The sequence below is a fragment of the Methanosarcina barkeri MS genome (assembly GCF_000970025.1).
Taxonomy (GTDB): domain Archaea; phylum Halobacteriota; class Methanosarcinia; order Methanosarcinales; family Methanosarcinaceae; genus Methanosarcina; species Methanosarcina barkeri.
In genome coordinates, this window is record NZ_CP009528.1 from 309,519 (window position 1) to 325,854 (window position 16,336).

19 protein-coding genes are annotated in these 16,336 nt (G+C 41.5%); 15 read left to right on the forward strand and 4 right to left on the reverse strand.

Translation table 11 applies throughout. From position 1 onward, the window contains the following. The first annotated feature begins 23 nt into the window (after nt 1-23). Nucleotides 24-947, forward strand: coding sequence for a ribose 1,5-bisphosphate isomerase (locus tag MSBRM_RS01370; protein WP_048154219.1), 924 nt, complete (start codon nt 24-26; stop codon nt 945-947). Between the two features lie 71 nt (nt 948-1,018). Here MSBRM_RS01370 and MSBRM_RS01375 read toward each other — a convergent pair whose 3' ends face one another. The 4 genes from MSBRM_RS01375 to pyrH all read right to left on the reverse strand — a co-directional run bounded on the left by MSBRM_RS01375 (nt 1,019) and on the right by pyrH (nt 5,187). After that, nucleotides 1,019-1,795 (reverse strand): ABC transporter ATP-binding protein, encoded by a 777-nt coding sequence (locus MSBRM_RS01375; RefSeq protein ID WP_230628827.1) that lies wholly within the window; start codon nt 1,793-1,795, stop codon nt 1,019-1,021. Next, a complete protein-coding gene (locus MSBRM_RS01380) occupies nt 1,788-2,903 on the reverse strand; it encodes an ABC transporter permease (protein ID WP_048156682.1) in 1,116 nt (371 codons plus the stop codon). Before MSBRM_RS01380 ends, MSBRM_RS01375 begins: the two co-directional genes overlap by 8 nt. Before the next feature lie 125 nt (nt 2,904-3,028). Beyond that, nucleotides 3,029-4,213, reverse strand: coding sequence for a hypothetical protein (locus MSBRM_RS01385; RefSeq protein WP_048154222.1), 1,185 nt, complete (start codon nt 4,211-4,213; stop codon nt 3,029-3,031). Nucleotides 4,214-4,485: 272 nt separating this feature from the next. After that, nucleotides 4,486-5,187: a UMP kinase gene (gene pyrH / locus MSBRM_RS01390; protein WP_048120427.1), complete on the reverse strand. Its 702-nt coding sequence runs from the start codon at nt 5,185-5,187 to the stop codon at nt 4,486-4,488. 184 nt (nt 5,188-5,371) lie between these two features. Here pyrH and MSBRM_RS01395 point away from each other — a divergent pair, with 184 nt between their 5' ends. The 14 genes from MSBRM_RS01395 to MSBRM_RS01460 all read left to right on the forward strand — a co-directional run bounded on the left by MSBRM_RS01395 (nt 5,372) and on the right by MSBRM_RS01460 (nt 16,323). Next, nucleotides 5,372-5,950: a TetR/AcrR family transcriptional regulator gene (locus tag MSBRM_RS01395; protein ID WP_048120425.1), complete on the forward strand. Its 579-nt coding sequence runs from the start codon at nt 5,372-5,374 to the stop codon at nt 5,948-5,950. A gap of 356 nt (nt 5,951-6,306) precedes the next feature. Next, the gene (locus tag MSBRM_RS01400) at nt 6,307-7,416 is read left to right on the forward strand and encodes a DUF362 domain-containing protein (protein WP_048120424.1); all 1,110 of its coding nucleotides are present in this window, start codon (nt 6,307-6,309) and stop codon (nt 7,414-7,416) included. Between the two features lie 354 nt (nt 7,417-7,770). Further along, nucleotides 7,771-7,962 carry a hypothetical protein gene (locus MSBRM_RS20960; RefSeq protein ID WP_048120422.1) on the forward strand — a complete coding sequence of 64 codons (192 nt, stop codon included), beginning with the start codon at nt 7,771-7,773 and terminating at the stop codon, nt 7,960-7,962. An 82-nt stretch (nt 7,963-8,044) separates the two neighbouring features. Beyond that, entirely contained in the window at nt 8,045-8,263 is a 219-nt protein-coding gene (locus tag MSBRM_RS01410; protein WP_048120420.1) for a hypothetical protein, read from the forward strand. A gap of 101 nt (nt 8,264-8,364) precedes the next feature. Further along, nucleotides 8,365-9,057 (forward strand): flavodoxin, encoded by a 693-nt coding sequence (locus MSBRM_RS01415; protein ID WP_048120418.1) that lies wholly within the window; start codon nt 8,365-8,367, stop codon nt 9,055-9,057. A gap of 14 nt (nt 9,058-9,071) precedes the next feature. Continuing rightward, entirely contained in the window at nt 9,072-9,767 is a 696-nt protein-coding gene (locus MSBRM_RS01420; RefSeq protein ID WP_052712645.1) for a DUF4405 domain-containing protein, read from the forward strand. 14 nt (nt 9,768-9,781) lie between these two features. Further along, complete coding sequence (locus tag MSBRM_RS01425; protein ID WP_048120416.1) at nt 9,782-10,888, forward strand: aldo/keto reductase; 1,107 nt, start codon at nt 9,782-9,784, stop codon at nt 10,886-10,888. Nucleotides 10,889-10,928: 40 nt separating this feature from the next. Further along, a complete protein-coding gene (locus tag MSBRM_RS01430; protein WP_052712646.1) occupies nt 10,929-11,138 on the forward strand; it encodes an NADPH-dependent FMN reductase family protein in 210 nt (69 codons plus the stop codon). A gap of 300 nt (nt 11,139-11,438) precedes the next feature. Beyond that, the gene (locus tag MSBRM_RS01435; protein WP_048154225.1) at nt 11,439-11,861 is read left to right on the forward strand and encodes a cupin domain-containing protein; all 423 of its coding nucleotides are present in this window, start codon (nt 11,439-11,441) and stop codon (nt 11,859-11,861) included. A gap of 69 nt (nt 11,862-11,930) precedes the next feature. After that, on the forward strand, nt 11,931-12,992 hold the full coding sequence (locus tag MSBRM_RS01440) for an NAD(P)-dependent alcohol dehydrogenase (protein ID WP_048120413.1): 1,062 nt from the start codon (nt 11,931-11,933) through the stop codon (nt 12,990-12,992). 80 nt (nt 12,993-13,072) lie between these two features. Beyond that, entirely contained in the window at nt 13,073-13,612 is a 540-nt protein-coding gene (locus MSBRM_RS01445; RefSeq protein WP_048120411.1) for a flavodoxin, read from the forward strand. A gap of 65 nt (nt 13,613-13,677) precedes the next feature. Then, a complete protein-coding gene (locus MSBRM_RS01450; protein WP_048120410.1) occupies nt 13,678-14,817 on the forward strand; it encodes an aldo/keto reductase in 1,140 nt (379 codons plus the stop codon). Between the two features lie 123 nt (nt 14,818-14,940). Beyond that, the gene (locus tag MSBRM_RS01455; RefSeq protein WP_048154228.1) at nt 14,941-15,717 is read left to right on the forward strand and encodes a carboxymuconolactone decarboxylase family protein; all 777 of its coding nucleotides are present in this window, start codon (nt 14,941-14,943) and stop codon (nt 15,715-15,717) included. A gap of 30 nt (nt 15,718-15,747) precedes the next feature. Beyond that, complete coding sequence (locus MSBRM_RS01460; protein WP_048120407.1) at nt 15,748-16,323, forward strand: sugar O-acetyltransferase; 576 nt, start codon at nt 15,748-15,750, stop codon at nt 16,321-16,323. The last annotated feature ends 13 nt before the right edge of the window (nt 16,324-16,336 follow it).

Genomic DNA, 16,336 nt, shown 5'->3' on the forward strand with positions numbered 1-16,336 from the left:
GAACTCTCGCCATCCCTTATACCATGCAAAAAGTTCAGGAAATCGCAGAAAAAATCCGGACGATGGAGATCCGGGGTGCAGGTAGAATTGCAAAAGCCGCTGCTGAAGCTATAAGGGATTATGCCGCAGAGCTGGACGTAGCTTCAATGGAAGAATTCAGTGCCAGAATAAAGGAAGTCTCGAATCTTCTTATCAGTACCCGTCCAACAGCCGTTTCCCTCCCTAATGCCGTAAAACTCTCATCAAAGTATTCTTCAGCAAACGTGGAGGAAGCAAGGCAGGAAATTATTAAAAATGCAAACCTCTTTATTGAGAGGGCTGACAAAGCCCTTGAAAAAATTGGAAAAATCGGGTCAAGGAGAATTCGGGACGGGGACGTTATAATGACCCACTGCAATTCCCATGCTGCTCTTTCTATTATCACCACAGCCTTTGAAGACGGAAAAGATATCTCGGTAATTGCCACCGAAAGCCGTCCCAGGCGCCAGGGCTTATTGACAATTCGCCACCTTAACAATTTTGGGATTCCCACGACCCTAATTGTGGATTCTGCGGTGCGCTACTACATGAAAGAGGTGGATAAGGTCGTTGTCGGGGCTGATGCTATTGCAGCTAACGGTGCCCTGGTAAACAAGATTGGAACCTCTCAGCTTGCACTTGCCGCCCATGAGGCCAGAAAGAGTTTCATGGTCGCTGCCGAAACTTTCAAGTTTAGCCCTAGCACGATTATCGGAAACCCCATAGAAATCGAAGAAAGGGCTGCAGATGAAGTCGTGGACCCTGCGGTTATTTCAGAGCTCTCTCATGTGAAGGTTAGAAATCCTGCTTTTGACTTCACACCTGCCGAATACATAGATATGATCGTAACCGATATTGGAATCATTCCGCCTGCAATGGCTTATACCGTTATAAAAGAACATCTTGGCTGGGAGCTTGGTGAAGTTTAAAAACAGACAATTTTTAATTTTTATACTTTTTTATTTATGCTCTCAGGTCTTTGAGCTTTTTTCAGTTACCTCTACTCGTCTTTAATAACCCCATCCGTAATCCTGAGAACCCTTGAACACTCCTTTGCAACCTCAGGGTCGTGCGTTACAACAAGAATTGTCTGCCCTTTTTCGCTCAACTCTTTGAAGACTCGCACAATCGAGTCTCTGGTTTTGCTGTCCACCTCACCCGTCGGTTCGTCAGCCAGAATAACCGCCGGCTTATTCGCAAGTGCTCTGGCAATAGAGACTCTCTGCTGTTCTCCTCCTGATAATTCCGAAGGCTTATGGGAAAGACGGTCTCCAAGGCCAAGTTCTTCTAGCAGCTTTCTGGCCCTTTCTCCTCTTTCTTTTTTGGGCACTCTGGAAAAGCGCATGGAAAGTTCCACATTTTCAAGTGCAGAAAGTGTAGGGATAAGATTATAGTGCTGGAAAATAAAGCCTATTTTTTCTCTTCTCACGCGGGGAAGCAGTTTTTCAGGTACAGATGTAAGGTCTGTCCCATCAAGAATTATTTTTCCATCCGTGGCTTTTTCAAGCGTGCCTATAAGGGCAAGAAGAGTGGATTTTCCGGAACCTGAGGGCCCCATTATCGCGAGAAGTTCACCTTTTCTTACGGTTATGCAGGCACAGCGAAGGGCATGGACAGGAATTTTGCCTTGAAAATAAGTTTTGGAAAGGTTTTCAACCTGCATTATGATTTTCTGGTCTTTGTTTCCAAAATTGCGCTCATTTTCTTCTGTTTTCGACATTTTTTCCGGCTTATCCGGAATTTCAACTCCTCTTCTCTCAATTACCGTCTCAAGCATGCTTCAAAGCCTCCATAGGACTCATCTTCGAAGCTCTGTACGCAGGATAAAGCCCTGAAAGAGCCCCTATCAATAAGGCAAAGAGCATTGCAATTACAAGAAGTCTGGGCGTTATCAGGAAAAGCACTATCCTTGTATTTGCGAGCCAGGCATTCATAATATAAACAGCCCCGGAACCTACAAGAATTCCAAGGACCCCACCGAAGAGACCCATAACAGAGGCTTCCCCAAGCGTGAGGAGCAAGATATCCCTTGTCTCGGCTCCAATGGCTTTCAAAATTCCGAATTCTCTCGTCCTCTCGGCAACAGACATGAGCATCGTATTCATTACGCAAAGCCCGCCTATGATTGCTGCAAGGAGGCCTGAGCTGATAGTAATTACGCTGAAAATCATAAAGGACTGCCTTGCCTGTACCTCAAGCTCTCCAGGAGAAAGAGTGCTTGTACCTTTAACGCTCAATTCTATGCGTTTGGAGAGCATTTCTGCATCTACCCGCTCATCAGGCACTGCAAAGATATAGGAAATCGAATTACCAACATCGTAGAGATCCTGAGCAGTTTCAAGAGGTATGATTACCGCATTGTCAAAAATCGAGCCAGTATAATCCAGAATTCCTACAACGGTAAAATATTTTTCATGGATCTCAAACTTGCTCCCAATCTGGAGTTTATATTCCCTCTGTATGTTGCTTCCGACAACAACATTATAAGAATCTCCTGGATTGAGAAAACGGCCTGCTTTCAGCTCTACGGGATAAAGGGCAACGCTGGATTTTTCCGGTGGTACACCAAGGATCTGCTTCCCGGTCATTCCCATTTTATCCTCGTCAAAAGTAGTCATTAAAAGCCCATATGCATCTTTCACCCCTGCCACACGAAGCACGTCGCTTACCTTATCGTCCGTGAGTCCTCCTCCAAAGACTCCACTTTCGGAAAAGACCCGAATTTTATCACTGGTCACACTCATGGAGCGCTCAAAGGTCTGGTGAAAATTTTCGGACATCGCACCCATAACTATAACTGCAAAGATTCCAAGGGCAATCCCACAGACTGTCAGTGCACTCCTGACCTTCCTGTTCATTATGTTTCGGATGATGAGGTCAAACATGATGATCCTGCATTCGAATTTTATACTATTTTGGGCCTTCAAGGCTTTCAAGGCTTTCAAAGCTTCTAAAGCTTTCAAGATTTTCAAAGCTTTCAGAACTTTTTATTTCCTTTTTTCAGAACTCTTTATTTTCTTTTCCTTCCAGAAAAGATTCCAGCGCAGAGAAAAATTCCCAGAACTGTGAGGAAGCCAATAGCCGGAGATTCTTCAACAGGGATTGCTTCGGCAACGGGTTCAAAAACCCTCAAAACTGTTTCATGGCTGTCTAGAATTTCTCCTTTGGAATTCAGCACATAGATTTTTACATTGTAATCTCCTTTCTGTACTCCCTGCCAGATTATTCCTACCGTATCTTCTTTTCCCGAAGTCAGGATATCTGCAGTCTCTTCAAAAACCTGCACTTTCCCATCCTTATGCGTCAGCACAACCCTTACAAATCCGTCAAAAGGCACCTGGGATTTTCCGACAATAGTGACACTTGCTCCGTATTCATCTATATCGATATCCCGCTCAATAATTTCCACTTCTTCCTCGGCTCTGAAGTTCGAGATATAGGCTGCAGTGACATCAGGAGAGTGGGAATGGACTTTTAAAAGAGTAGTGTAGTTTTTATCTTTCTCAAGCAGGAAAGGCCAGTAGCTTGCGTTATAATAAGTGCTTATAATAGGGATATTCTTCTGCTTTTCAGAATAAACGATTTCCGTGCCTGAGAGAAGTTTCAGGTCAAGGTCGATAACGCCGGGTTCAGGTGTCTGTATACTCCTGAGATTAGCAGGGCTTGTAAGACTCATTAAAACTGAAGCTTTCTCTGAATCTGCAGAGAAGTCAACAAGTTTAAGCTTTGAAAGGATAGGATTTCGGTTGGAAAATGAAAGTTTTCTGAAAGCAAGGTTTTCCTTCCCGTTTTTAACATAAACATACGCTGTATAGGAGTTTATGTCTTTTCCAAAATCTTCATCAATTCCCCAGAACAGGATTTTTGTAATTTCCTGCCCTTTCTTAACAGGCCCTAGAATAAAAGTTTCTGATTTCAGCAATTTATTCTTCGAATTCAAAGTAAAAATAAGAGAGGCGTTTTCAAGAGGCTGCTCAAACCGGACTGTAGCATCCGATAGTTCGTGGTTTGCAAAAAAATCCGTGATAACGGCATCTCTCTGTCCTTCCTCCTCAATGGCTGTTCCATTTACTGAGGCAAAAGCAAGACTGAGATCAGCGCAGAAGATAACCAGGAATAGAAGAATGAAAAAAAATCGGAAAATAAACCTTCTATGTTTAAATTTAAAAGAATTTTTTTCTTCAGGCAAACTCAAGCCCGGTTCCTCCTCCCGTTCAGAAATTTCAGGACAGAAAGTTCAAGAAACCGGCTTTGTAAGAGTTTAAACTCTAAACCGGCATTCCCATCTGTTTTCTGTTATTGGGATATATGTCGGAACCTCTATGTTTAAGTTTTCATCTCCTGTAAAAATAAAGATTTTTAAAGCCAGTTTTTGTTTTTCGAACTCTATATTGTCTGGCTATTAAAGGCTTGTCTGAGCACTAATTGGTTTGAACTTTAAGTCTTAATTGGTTTGAGTTTTGAGCCTCATATCTTTGTCGTAATCCAGGTCCCGCACGATATGGGAGACTTTTTGGCTGCTTCTCTATCAAGAACTTCTTCGAGCTGGGCGGGGTTCCGGGCATCCATGACAAGAGCATCGAGTTTGCAGCGTTCGATGATTTTTGCGGCTACAGGATCAACAGGGGATTTGGAGCCTGCTTTCATCTCAATCGCCATGACTATGTTTATGAGCTTCTCAGGAGAGATTTTATCGTACTTTACTGCCGAAGGGTCACAGTTAGGGTCTGAGGAGTAAACTCCATCAATAGATGTTGCAATTGCCAGCAGGTCTGCTCGCAGGAACTCTGCAAGAATTGAAGCAACGGCATCTGTTGTCTGGCCAGGAGTGACGCCTCCCATAACAACTACCTTTCCGGGACGGATAGCCTTTGAGGCTTCAAGATAATTTGTAGGGATTTCCGGACAGGCATCGGGCCCAAGAGCTGCGGCAAGCAAATGTGCATTCAGACGAGTAATTTCGATACCTATGTAGTCACAGGTTACTTCATCGGCACCAACTGCTCTTGCAGTGTTGATGTAATTCCTTGCCGCTTCTCCTCCGCCGGCTACCACAAGCAGAGTATGCTTTTTCGAGAGCTTCCGGAGAACATCCGCATATTTTAAAAAACTATCAGGATCTAGATTTTTTGCGAGAATTGAACCGCCTAATGAGAGTACTATGAGCATGATGATCTCTACACATTAACAATTCGGATTTTTAAATGTATCGCTGGATATTTTTTACTTAAGTTACCAAAAATCCCTTATGTACTGTAATACTTAATAAGAGCCAAGAATAAAATGCCATAAAGTATTTATAACGTAATACTATATCATAAATGACTAATCAGTCATTTTACAGAGATAACATATGAAAGAACAGGTTAAAGACAAAAGAACTGCCATTCTGGAAGCAGCCCTGAAGCTCTTCACTGAAAGAGGCTTCCATGGTACATCCACTGCTCAGATTTCAAAAGATGCAGGTGTGGCCACAGGCACGCTTTTCAACTATTTTCCTACAAAGGAAGACCTTATCAATAGTCTGTATTTTGAGGTAAAAGGAGATTTAAGCCGCAGTATGGGCAAAGAAATTGAGGCACAGAATACCTTCAAGGATAAATTAAAAAAAATATGGTCAAATCTAATCAAATGGGGAGTAGCAAATCAGGAAGAATTCCTTTTTGTCGGGCAGTTCTGTTCATCTCCTTACATCACAAAGTTTACGCGTGATGAAGTGATGAAAGAGTATGTATTCCTCCATAAGCTTGTGGATGAAGGAATAAAAGCGGGAGAAATCAGAGATTTTTCAGCGGAACTTACCATTGCAATGTTTTATCAGGGTAGCAGGGCGGTAGTGAACCTTATCATTGATTCAGATTCTTCACTGGATGAAAATAAGGTTATAAAAGATGGATTCCAGATTATTTGGAAAGGTCTGGCTAATAACTAATTTTTTTCATCCCTCGCGCGAGTGATCAGTCAATCATAACTCGAGCAAATGTTTATGTAATATAACAACTTTGTGATCGACTGGTCAGTCAAGACTGAAAATTCACGTTACATAATGAGCTCATTTCAAAAACTCAAAATGGCATCTTTGAATCTCGAAAATGGGAAAATCAATCGAGTTTAGGACCATAAAAACAGTTCTTAAACTCTGTCAACTTAAGAAAAGGTATTCTGTAATTTATGTTTTGATCCTGAAGGTGTCAAGTGTAATTACAAATTAAACCAACATCTGGAGTAAACCTACATCTGAAGAGCTGATTTCTCCTTTATCCGATTTATTTAGCAGGAGATATATAGATGGCAAGTAAAGTTTATTTCACAGACCTGAGAGCAAGAAATCCGCAGGAGAATACGATCAGCAAAATTCAGAAACTTTTTGATGAGGCGGGTTTTGCTGAACTCCTTGGAGAAGGCGATCTGACTGCAATTAAAATTCATTTTGGTGAGTACGGAAGTGACGGATATATAAATCCAGTTTTTGTACGGCAAGTTGTAGAAAAGATTCGGGAAGCAGGAGCAAAACCGTTTGTTACAGACACAAATACACTTTATTCAGGCAGCCGGCATAATTCAGTTGATCACCTAACTACAGCGATAGAACATGGGTTTGATTATTCTGTAGTCAAGGCTCCACTTATCATATCAGACGGTTTGAAGAGCCAGAACGTTGCAGAAGTCGAGATCGGGAAGAAGCATTTCAAATCCGTAAAAATAGGTTCGGATATTGCTGCCGCCGATTCCATGATTGTGATGTTCCATTTTAAAGGGCACATTATGGCTGGTTTCGGAGGAGCTATCAAAAATCTCGCTATGGGATGTGCTCCAGCGGTCGGCAAAAAGTATCAGCACTTCAGTACAAGCCCGCATGTTATTCAGGAGAAGTGCATCGGCTGTCAGAAATGTGTTAAAATCTGTCCTGTAGGAGCTCCTCATCTTCTGGGAGAAGTCTCAATGATTGATCCTAATGTCTGTATAAGCTGTGGACAGTGCATGGAAGTTTGCCCTGCCGAAGCCATAACTATAGATTGGGAATCTGATATGCCAGAGTTTCTTGAGAGTCTTACAGAGTATGCTTATGGTGCAGTAAAAGAAAAAGAAGGAAAAGTAGGTTATATGAATTTCCTGCTTAATATCTCGCCTGATTGTGATTGTGTGCCATGGAGTGATGCTCCTATTGTGTCAGATATAGGAATTCTTGCTTCAAAAGATCCTGTAGCCATTGACCAGGCAAGCTATGATCTTGTAAATAGACAGAAAGGGCTTGTTAACTCCTCTCTGCAATGTAATCACGAGGTAGGAACTGATAAGTTCAGAGGTACCTGGCCTATGATCGATGGAACCCATCAGCTTAAGTACGGAGAAGAACTCGGATTTGGAAGCAGAGACTACGAACTTATTGAAATTTAAAGTCAAGTTTTAGTGTCATGTGGGGAAAATTCATATTATATAGGACTTACGCAGTTGAACTGAAAAATCAACAGCATTAGACCATTAACTGTCTAAAATGTGACTTTCATCCACAGTATTTGACGTAATTGATTTTGCTCCTCAAGTACGTAAGTCCTAATATAATGGGTTCGTCTCAAAATTTAAATTGTCTTTTTGAATTATGGCAGTCGTTGGTCTGGAACTTTTGACATCTGTACCGCCGAAATTTACTGCATATCAAGGTTTTGATGCGTTATTTCATAGTGTAGAAGGCTACGTTTCTAATGGCGTCAATCTAATGAGCGATATGTATGTGATGACAGGTTCGTACAAATGGCACAGATAATGGGAATGAAGGATGTGAAGGAGCCGATGGACTTCATCACAATGCTGGTGAAATTGCAGGAAGATTGCGGAGTTGCAGACCTCAGGATGCCCGATTACGGCATTGAACCGGAGAATTTGAAACCATGGCGAAGAACGCAAAGGATACGGTGGGTGGCCTGTTCCTTTGTGACGAACTGAGCTAAGCATGGAAGATTGTATTGCCATCTATGAAACTTCTTACATGTAAAATAACAATACGGCCAATCGGGGAAATTATCATATGAAGGATAGTACCGTGCACCTTTTGCACCCTACTGCCGTGCTCGCTATCATTCTCACCAGCTACTTGATGATTGCATTCGACATCTCAGTCGTCATTACAGGGCTCCCGGAGATTCAGAACAGTCTTGGCTTCTCAGCCACCGGACTCTCCTGGGTGCAGAACGCCTATACGCTTGCCTCCGGCGTTTTACTCCTGCTCAGATACCTTGCCCACTGAGGAAATTGAAATAACGCTCAGGAAATATCCCAATATCGCTCTCCACTATAGCGAACATGAGAATAAATTTGTGGATATAAATAAAAGAGGAGATACACACGATGAAGAAAATATCAGCGTTTGCTCTCATAATCTTAATGGGCCTCTTCCTAGCCGCCTGCGGATGCACAGACAGCGACACAACAAAGGTTGACGTAAATAGCACACAGCCAGAAACACAGAACAATAGCCCCAGTATTACCGTCCCAGAAAAAACCAATTCTCCAAATACGGAAACTGAAAGTGAAAATCATACACAAACGGATTCAGCGCCAAAAAAAATTCTTGTGGCTTATTTTTCACATACTGGCAATACGCGTGTAATTGCTAATCAAATCCACGAAAAAGTCGGCGGTGATATCTTTGAAATTGTGACCGTAAATCCATATCCCACGGATTATGACTCTGTGGTTGATCAGGCAAAGCAGGAACAGGAAGATAACTACAGGCCCCAGCTGAAAACAAAAGTTGAGAACATTGACTCCTACAATGTGGTTTTCATAGGTTATCCCAACTGGTGGGGAACGATGCCAATGCCGGTATTTTCATTTTTGGAGGAATATGACTTTTCCGGGAAAACCATTATACCGTTCTGCACACACGAAGGAAGCGGCCTTGGACGAAGTGTTGAAGACATCACCGAGCTTTGCCCGCAGTCCACTATTCTGGACGGCCTTGCAATCAGAGGATCAAGTGTAAAAACTGCGCAGGATGATGTATCCGAGTGGCTGCGTGAAATAGGAATGACAGAATAAATGAGGAAAACTCTTTGACTCAGAAATTGTTGATTAAGCTGACCATTGACCTCTTTATGACGGTTCTCATGTTGGCAGTCATGGCTTACAACCTAACCGGAAACATGATCCATGAACTGTTAGGAGTTTCCTTGTTTGTGTTATTCATTGTCCACAGTATCTTAAATCGACGGTGGTATCATACAGTTATAAAAAGAAAGCACAATACACGCCGTGTTTTTAATACAGCGGTCAATCTGCTTCTTTTCGTAATGATGCTAATGCTGTTGGTAAGCTCCGTGCTGGTTTCCCGTAGCGTGTTTGCTTTTATTCCAGTAGACGGTGGTTTGATTGCACGGCAGATACACATTCTGGCCGCATATTGGGGATTTATCTTCATCTCCATACATCTGGGAATGCACTGGGGAATGATTATAGGTATGGTTCAAAAGGTACCGGGAATTCCCACTCCTAACCGTGGATGTACATTTGCGGTGCGAGTCATGGCAGTGTTAATCGCTGTATATGGAGTGTATGCATTTTTTGAAAGAGGCATGGGTTCCAGATTGATTTTGTACTATACATATTCCTATTGGAATTTTGATGAATCAGCCATGTTTTTCTTCACGGATTACCTTTCCATCATGGGAGTTTGTATCTGTGTGACTTACTATGTTCTGAAATTTGTCCAGAATAGGAAAATGCAGCGCCTATCAAAGAATAATCAATAACGGAGAACTCAAAGATGAAAGTTGAATATAGAAATATGCCGCATGGCGGCGGTAAGATCAGCACAATCGGTATTGGCGCAGGAAGCCTGCACGAATCTAGACCGCAGGAAATCAAAGACGTCATTAGTTATGGCATGGAACACGGCATAAATCTGATTGACACGGTTATGTATGATTCCAGTGCAGTGGAGCCCATTGAACAGGCACTGAAAGGACAGCGGGACGAGATGATTATGCAGATGCATCTGGGTGCTGTCTACCCAAAGGGAACATATTCGAGGACAAGGGTTCTTTCAAAACTTAAGAGAGGGTTTGAGCAGGAGCTGAAAAAATACGGCACGGACTACGCTGACATTGGCATTATCCATTGTGTTGATGAGGTTCGTGATTTTGAAAAGATCATGTCCAATGGAATTTTTGATTATGCTCGAAAGCTAAAGAAAGATGGAACTATTCGCTATCTCGGCTTTTCATCCCATTCTACGGATATTTGTAGACGCTTTATCGAGACCGGAGAGATTGACATTTTTATGTTCAGCCTCAACGCCGCTTATGATTTTAAACCTTCACAGGGTCAGCTGGCTTTATCACATGAGCGTATGGAACTTTATCGTGAATGTGAAAAACGCGGCATTGGCATCACGGTAATGAAGCCTTATGATGGTGGACAGTTGCTGAACGCAAAGACATCTCCATTCCGCCATAGTATGACTATACCTCAGTGCATACAGTATGCGCTGGATCGCCCGGCTGTTCTCTCATGTCTTCCGGGTGTACGCTCCAGAGCAGATTTGGAAGATGTACTCAAATATTACTCCACTTCTGAAGAAGAACGGGACTATTCTTTTATCGGCAGCCTGCCGCACCGAGACATACAGGGAGCCTGCATTTACTGTAACCACTGTCAGCCATGTCCATCTGGAATCGACATCGGTTCTGTAAACAAATATTTAGATCTGGCAAAAGCGGGTGACGAACTCGCAAAAGACCATTACATGAAATTAAGCAAAAACGCAAATGACTGCATAGAATGCGGTGTCTGCGAAAAGAACTGTCCTTTCCATGTTAATATCCGTGGCAGAATGCTGGAAGCAAAACATTATTTTGATAAGTTAAGATGACTCCGAATAGTAGGGTAATTTCAATGAGTAAAAAGTATTGATGCAGTCCGCCACGCCCGACGAAAGCGCAAAAAATTTTGTGGCTTATTTTTCACATCCCGGCAATATGTGTGAAATTGCCAATCAAATCAACGAAAATGCTGGTGTAGACCTCTTTGAAATAGTGCTCGAGGATCCATATCCCAGTAATTACAGTGAGGTTGTGGAACAAGTACTTAAGGAGCTGGGAGAGGACACAGTCCCCGGTTGAAAACAAATGTTGAGAACATGGACTCATACGATATGACTTTTTTACATTCTACCTTTCTCTGTAGGGCTTACTTTTATATACTATTAAATCCTATATAGTGACTGATTAGTCACTCATAAAAACTGATCGAGTAAACGATCAAGAAAGAATATCGAGAAAATTTTAAAGAAACTAAAATCAGAGAGAACATTATGAAAGTTGTCGGTATTAACGGCAGTTCACGGCTAGTAAATTTTTCAGTAAGAATCTTTGACATTCAAAAAACCAAACTTGACAATAAATATTAATGAGGTACAAAATATGGACAAACCAATCTTAAGTGAGAGTGTAATTTTCCCGAAAGGAGACGAACTTCCTGAATTTTTAAGCAAGTATTTTACAGGTAAAGTATGGGTTAGCATGCTGGTTGGAAGGGATAATGAATTTAATTGTCCCATCGGCAATGTAACATTCGAACCCGGATGCATAAATAACTGGCATAAGCATCCCGGAGGTCAGATTCTGTTAGTAACAGGCGGACGTGGTTACTATCAGGAAGAAGGAAAGCCTGCAAGGGAACTTAAACCTGGTGATGTAGTGACAATAGCACCAGATGTAAAGCACTGGCATGGAGCAGCACATGACAGCTGGTTTGTACACCTTTCCGTTGAGACAAATGCCAACGCAGGACCGGCAGAATGGCTTGAACCTGTAGCTGATGAAGAGTACAATAAATTGAAATGAATTTGGTTGAGGTATTTAAGAATTTGAATTGAAGTTAAAAGTTACAAAGTAAATAAGAAGTGCATAAATATGGCGGAAAATATTCAATCAAAAGGTTATGCTGGAAAAGATGAGTCCGGAAAGCTAGTTCCCTGGTCTTTTGAAAGAAGACCTGTAGGTGATAATGACATTCTAATTGATATTAAATACTGTGGAGTTTGTCATTCTGACATTCATCAGATCAAAGGACACTGGGGACCACAACAATATCCACAAGTGCCTGGTCATGAAATTGTGGGTGTGGTTGCTGCTGTTGGAAAGAACGTAACAAAGTTCAAAGTAGGTGATCGTGCAGGAGTTGGGTGCATGGTTAGCAGTTGTATGGAGTGTGAAAGCTGCAAGAATGGTGAAGAACATCATTGCGACAACAATGCAACTATAATGACATATGGTTATCCTGAAGAATCATCACCTACCGGTATAAGTCAGGGAGGATATTCTCAAAATATCGTTGTCACAGAGCATTTTGCAATAAAGATACCAGATTCCATAGATCTGCAGGAAGCTGCTCCATTACTATGTGCTGGTATTACTACCTATTCACCTTTAATGAGAGCTAATTTCAAAAAAGGGGATAAAGTAGGAGTTGCAGGAATTGGTGGGCTGGGGCACGTAGCTATTAAATTAGCCATATCAAAAGGTGCCGAAGTTTATGCCTTTACAACCACTGAAAGCAAAAAAGAAGATTGTCTTGCATTCGGAGCAACAGAAGTTATTGTTGTTAACTCACCAAGCGACCTACAACCATGGAAAGGAAAAATGGATTACATGATATCCACAATTCCATACGCATACGAAATGTCATCATACATTGATTGCGTAAAACCATATGGATACTTCACTCAAGTAGGACAACCAATTGGAGGAGAACTCACAATTAACAACTTCAATATGATTTTCAATAGAGTAAACTTCAATGGATCACTTATTGGAGGAATACCAGAAACACAAGAAGTTGTTGATTATTGTGCGGAAAATAAGATCTATCCGCAAATTCAGATGATCAAACCTGAAATGATCAATGAGATATGGGAGAAGGTCGTAAATAAAGAAGCCCGCTATCGATATGTAATTGACATGTCATCCTTATAATATGACCTCCAAGGTCCTTGCTTTTTTATCACAAAAAGTGATGATAATTTCAGTGAGAATAAGAAGGTATGGGATACTAAATGTCGAATTTGAACGAAGAGAAATGCCTGATAGCCTATTTTTCACGTGAGGGGAATAACTATGTCAGCGGAAAGATCGTGAATTTGCCTGTCGGTAACACAAAAGTGGTAGCCGACATGATCCGGGAAATGACAGGATGCGATCTTTTCCGTATTGTTACGGTAAAGTCTTATCCCAAAGATTATTCTGCAACCACCAACGTGGCAAAAAAGGAACTGAATAACAATGCCAGACCGGAGCTTTCCAGCCATGTGGAAAATATGGACTCTTATAACTTGATATTCCTGGGTTATCCCAACTGGTGGGGAACGATGCCAATGCCAGTGTTTACATTCCTGGAAGAATATGACCTTTCCGGAAAAACTATTGTTCCGTTTTGTACCCATGAAGGAAGCGGATTAGGCCGTAGTGAAAAAGATATTGCAAAACTTTGTCCGAAAGCAACTCTTTTGAAGGGGCTCGCTGTCCATGGGTCTCGTGTAAGTGCTGCGAAAAAAGATATTGTGGATTGGCTGAGCAATATTGGTATTGTTTCATAAATTGTTTGAGCCTACAGGACATTTCTACAGGACATTTATGGATCATTGAACAGGGGAGGATAAAAATGGCAAAACGATTAGGTTTTGGCTGTATGAGATTACCACTTCTGGACAAAGATGATCAGACATCGTTTGACACAGAAGCATTAAACAAATTGGTAGATACGTTTTTGGAAAAAGGATTTACTTACTTTGATACCGCGTACACATACCATGGCTTCAAGAGTGAGGAAGCCATTAGAGAGGCTCTGGTAAAAAGGCATAACCGAGATGAATTTACTCTTGCGACGAAACTTCCTCCCAGAATGTTAAAAGCAGTGGAGGATCAGGATAGAATTTTTAATGAGCAGCTGGAAAATTGTGGTGTTGAATTTTTTGATTATTACCTGCTTCACAATATTGGTATGAGTGCTTATGAGCAGGCATGCAAATATGATACATTCGGTTTTGCTTTGAAGAAAAAGGAAGAAGGCAAAATAAAGAATCTGTGCATGTCTTTTCACGACACCCCGGAACTACTGGATGAAATTCTAACTGCTCATCCGGAACTGGATTTTGTTCAGTTGCAGATCAATTATATTGACTGGGAGAATCCCGGTATCCAGTCAAGAAGATGCCATGAAGTGGCAAGAAAACATAACATGCCAGTTGTTGTAATGGAACCCTGCAAGGGAGGAAATCTTGCCTCTGTTCCTGAAAAAGCAGAAGAATTGATGAAAGCATATAATCCGGAAGCTTCCGTTGCCTCCTGGGCAATCAGGTTTGCTGCCAGTCAGGAAGGTGTCATGATGGTACTTAGCGGTATGAATACCATGGAACAGGTACTTGATAATACCTCATATATGACAGACTTCAAACCTCTGGACGAGGAAGAATACAGGATCATCAACCAGGTAATTGATATTATAAATGAAGATACTGCAATTCCCTGCACAACATGCAGATATTGTGTAGAAGGATGTCCTGAGAATATTGCAATACCGGATTACTTTGCATTATATAATAGTGCAAAGCGTGCTGTAACTGATAATATCTCAAGCCAGTTTGTTTACTATCTGAATCTCACTTCAACTCATGGCAAGGCTAGCGATTGCATAGACTGTAAACAATGCGAGAAGGCATGCCCTCAGCATTTGAAGATAACAGAGTACTTAAAAGATGTGTCAGCAGAATTTGATGCCGGACCGGGATTACCGACAAAATAAGGATGAATGATAATTTGACCGACCAACCTGCGAAACAAACTGTTAGGAAACAAACTGTCAGCTATGAGGAAGTAGCGAAAAAGATTCTGAATATCCGCTTGAACTGAAAGAGATGGGTAAATTATGGGTATCAGTGAAATTGCAAACAAGAACTATGAAGAATTATTTCCCGATTATAAATCAACGCTAAAAATCGATCATAAATCAACGCTAAAAATAACAGATCCGGAACTTTTGGAAATCTTTGACAATTTCGCTTTTGATGAAGTGATCAGTTATGGAAATCTGGATACAAAAACCAGGTTAATGGTTATTTTAGCATCATTAATTGCAAGCCAGACTTTAAACGAATATAAAGTAATGCTTGGTGCTGCACTTAATGTCGGTGTAACTCCAATTGAGGTTAAGGAGATTGTATATCAATCTGTACCATATGTTGGGATGGCGAAGGCATTTGATTTTATTCATGCTACTAATGAAATACTGGAAAGTAGAGGAGTAAAACTACCACTGGAAGGCCAGTCTACAACTTCGCCTGAAACACGATTTGAAAAAGGACTGGAAGTGCAGAAGGAAATATTTGGTGACATAATCGATAAAATGTACGAGGCAGCACCTGAAAACCAGATTCATATTCAGAAATATCTGTCTGCAAACTGCTTTGGTGATTACTACACCAGAAAAGGTCTGGATGTAAAAACAAGAGAACTCCTTACGTTTTCTATGATCCTGTCACTGGGTGGATGTGAGCCTCAGTTAAAGGGGCATATACAGGGAAATCTGAATGTTGGGAACGATAAAGAAACACTGCTCAGCGCAGTTACGCAGCTATTGCCGTATATCGGATATCCGAGAACATTGAATGCGATTGCATGTTTGAACGAAGTGATACCCGAGTAGATTTAATGGTAGATCAAGAGGATAGTTTCAATGAGTGAAAAAGTGTTGAATAAAGACATTTTTGAACGTGATCGGTCTGGAGAACCAGTTTCTATAGATGACCCGGAATACCCAAAGTTAAAGGAAGTGATGCTTCGTGCTGCAGAACTAACCACCAGATTGAATACTTCAGTTCATGATGAGAATGAAATAAGGAGCCTGTTCAGTGAGTTGATAGGTTCGGAGGTGGATGAATCTTCTAGGGTAACTCCTCCATTCTATACAGATTTCGGACGAAATATTAAGGTCGGTAAAAATGTGTTTATCAATCACGCATGCACCTTTATGGATAGAGGAGGCATAACAATCGAGGATGACACCAAGATAGGACCAAAAGCCAATCTTATCACATCCAATCACCCATTGGATCCAGCCCATAGAAAGGAATTAATTTCAACTCCGATATGGATTAAAAGGAATGTATGGATAGGTGCTGCTGCAACCATTTTACCCGGTGTAACTATCGGAGAAAACTCTGTCGTAGCAGCCGCAGCTGTTGTTACGCAAGATGTTCCTCCTAACACAGTCGTGGCTGGCGTACCAGCAAAAGTTATCAGAACATTGTAATGCTTATCCCTAA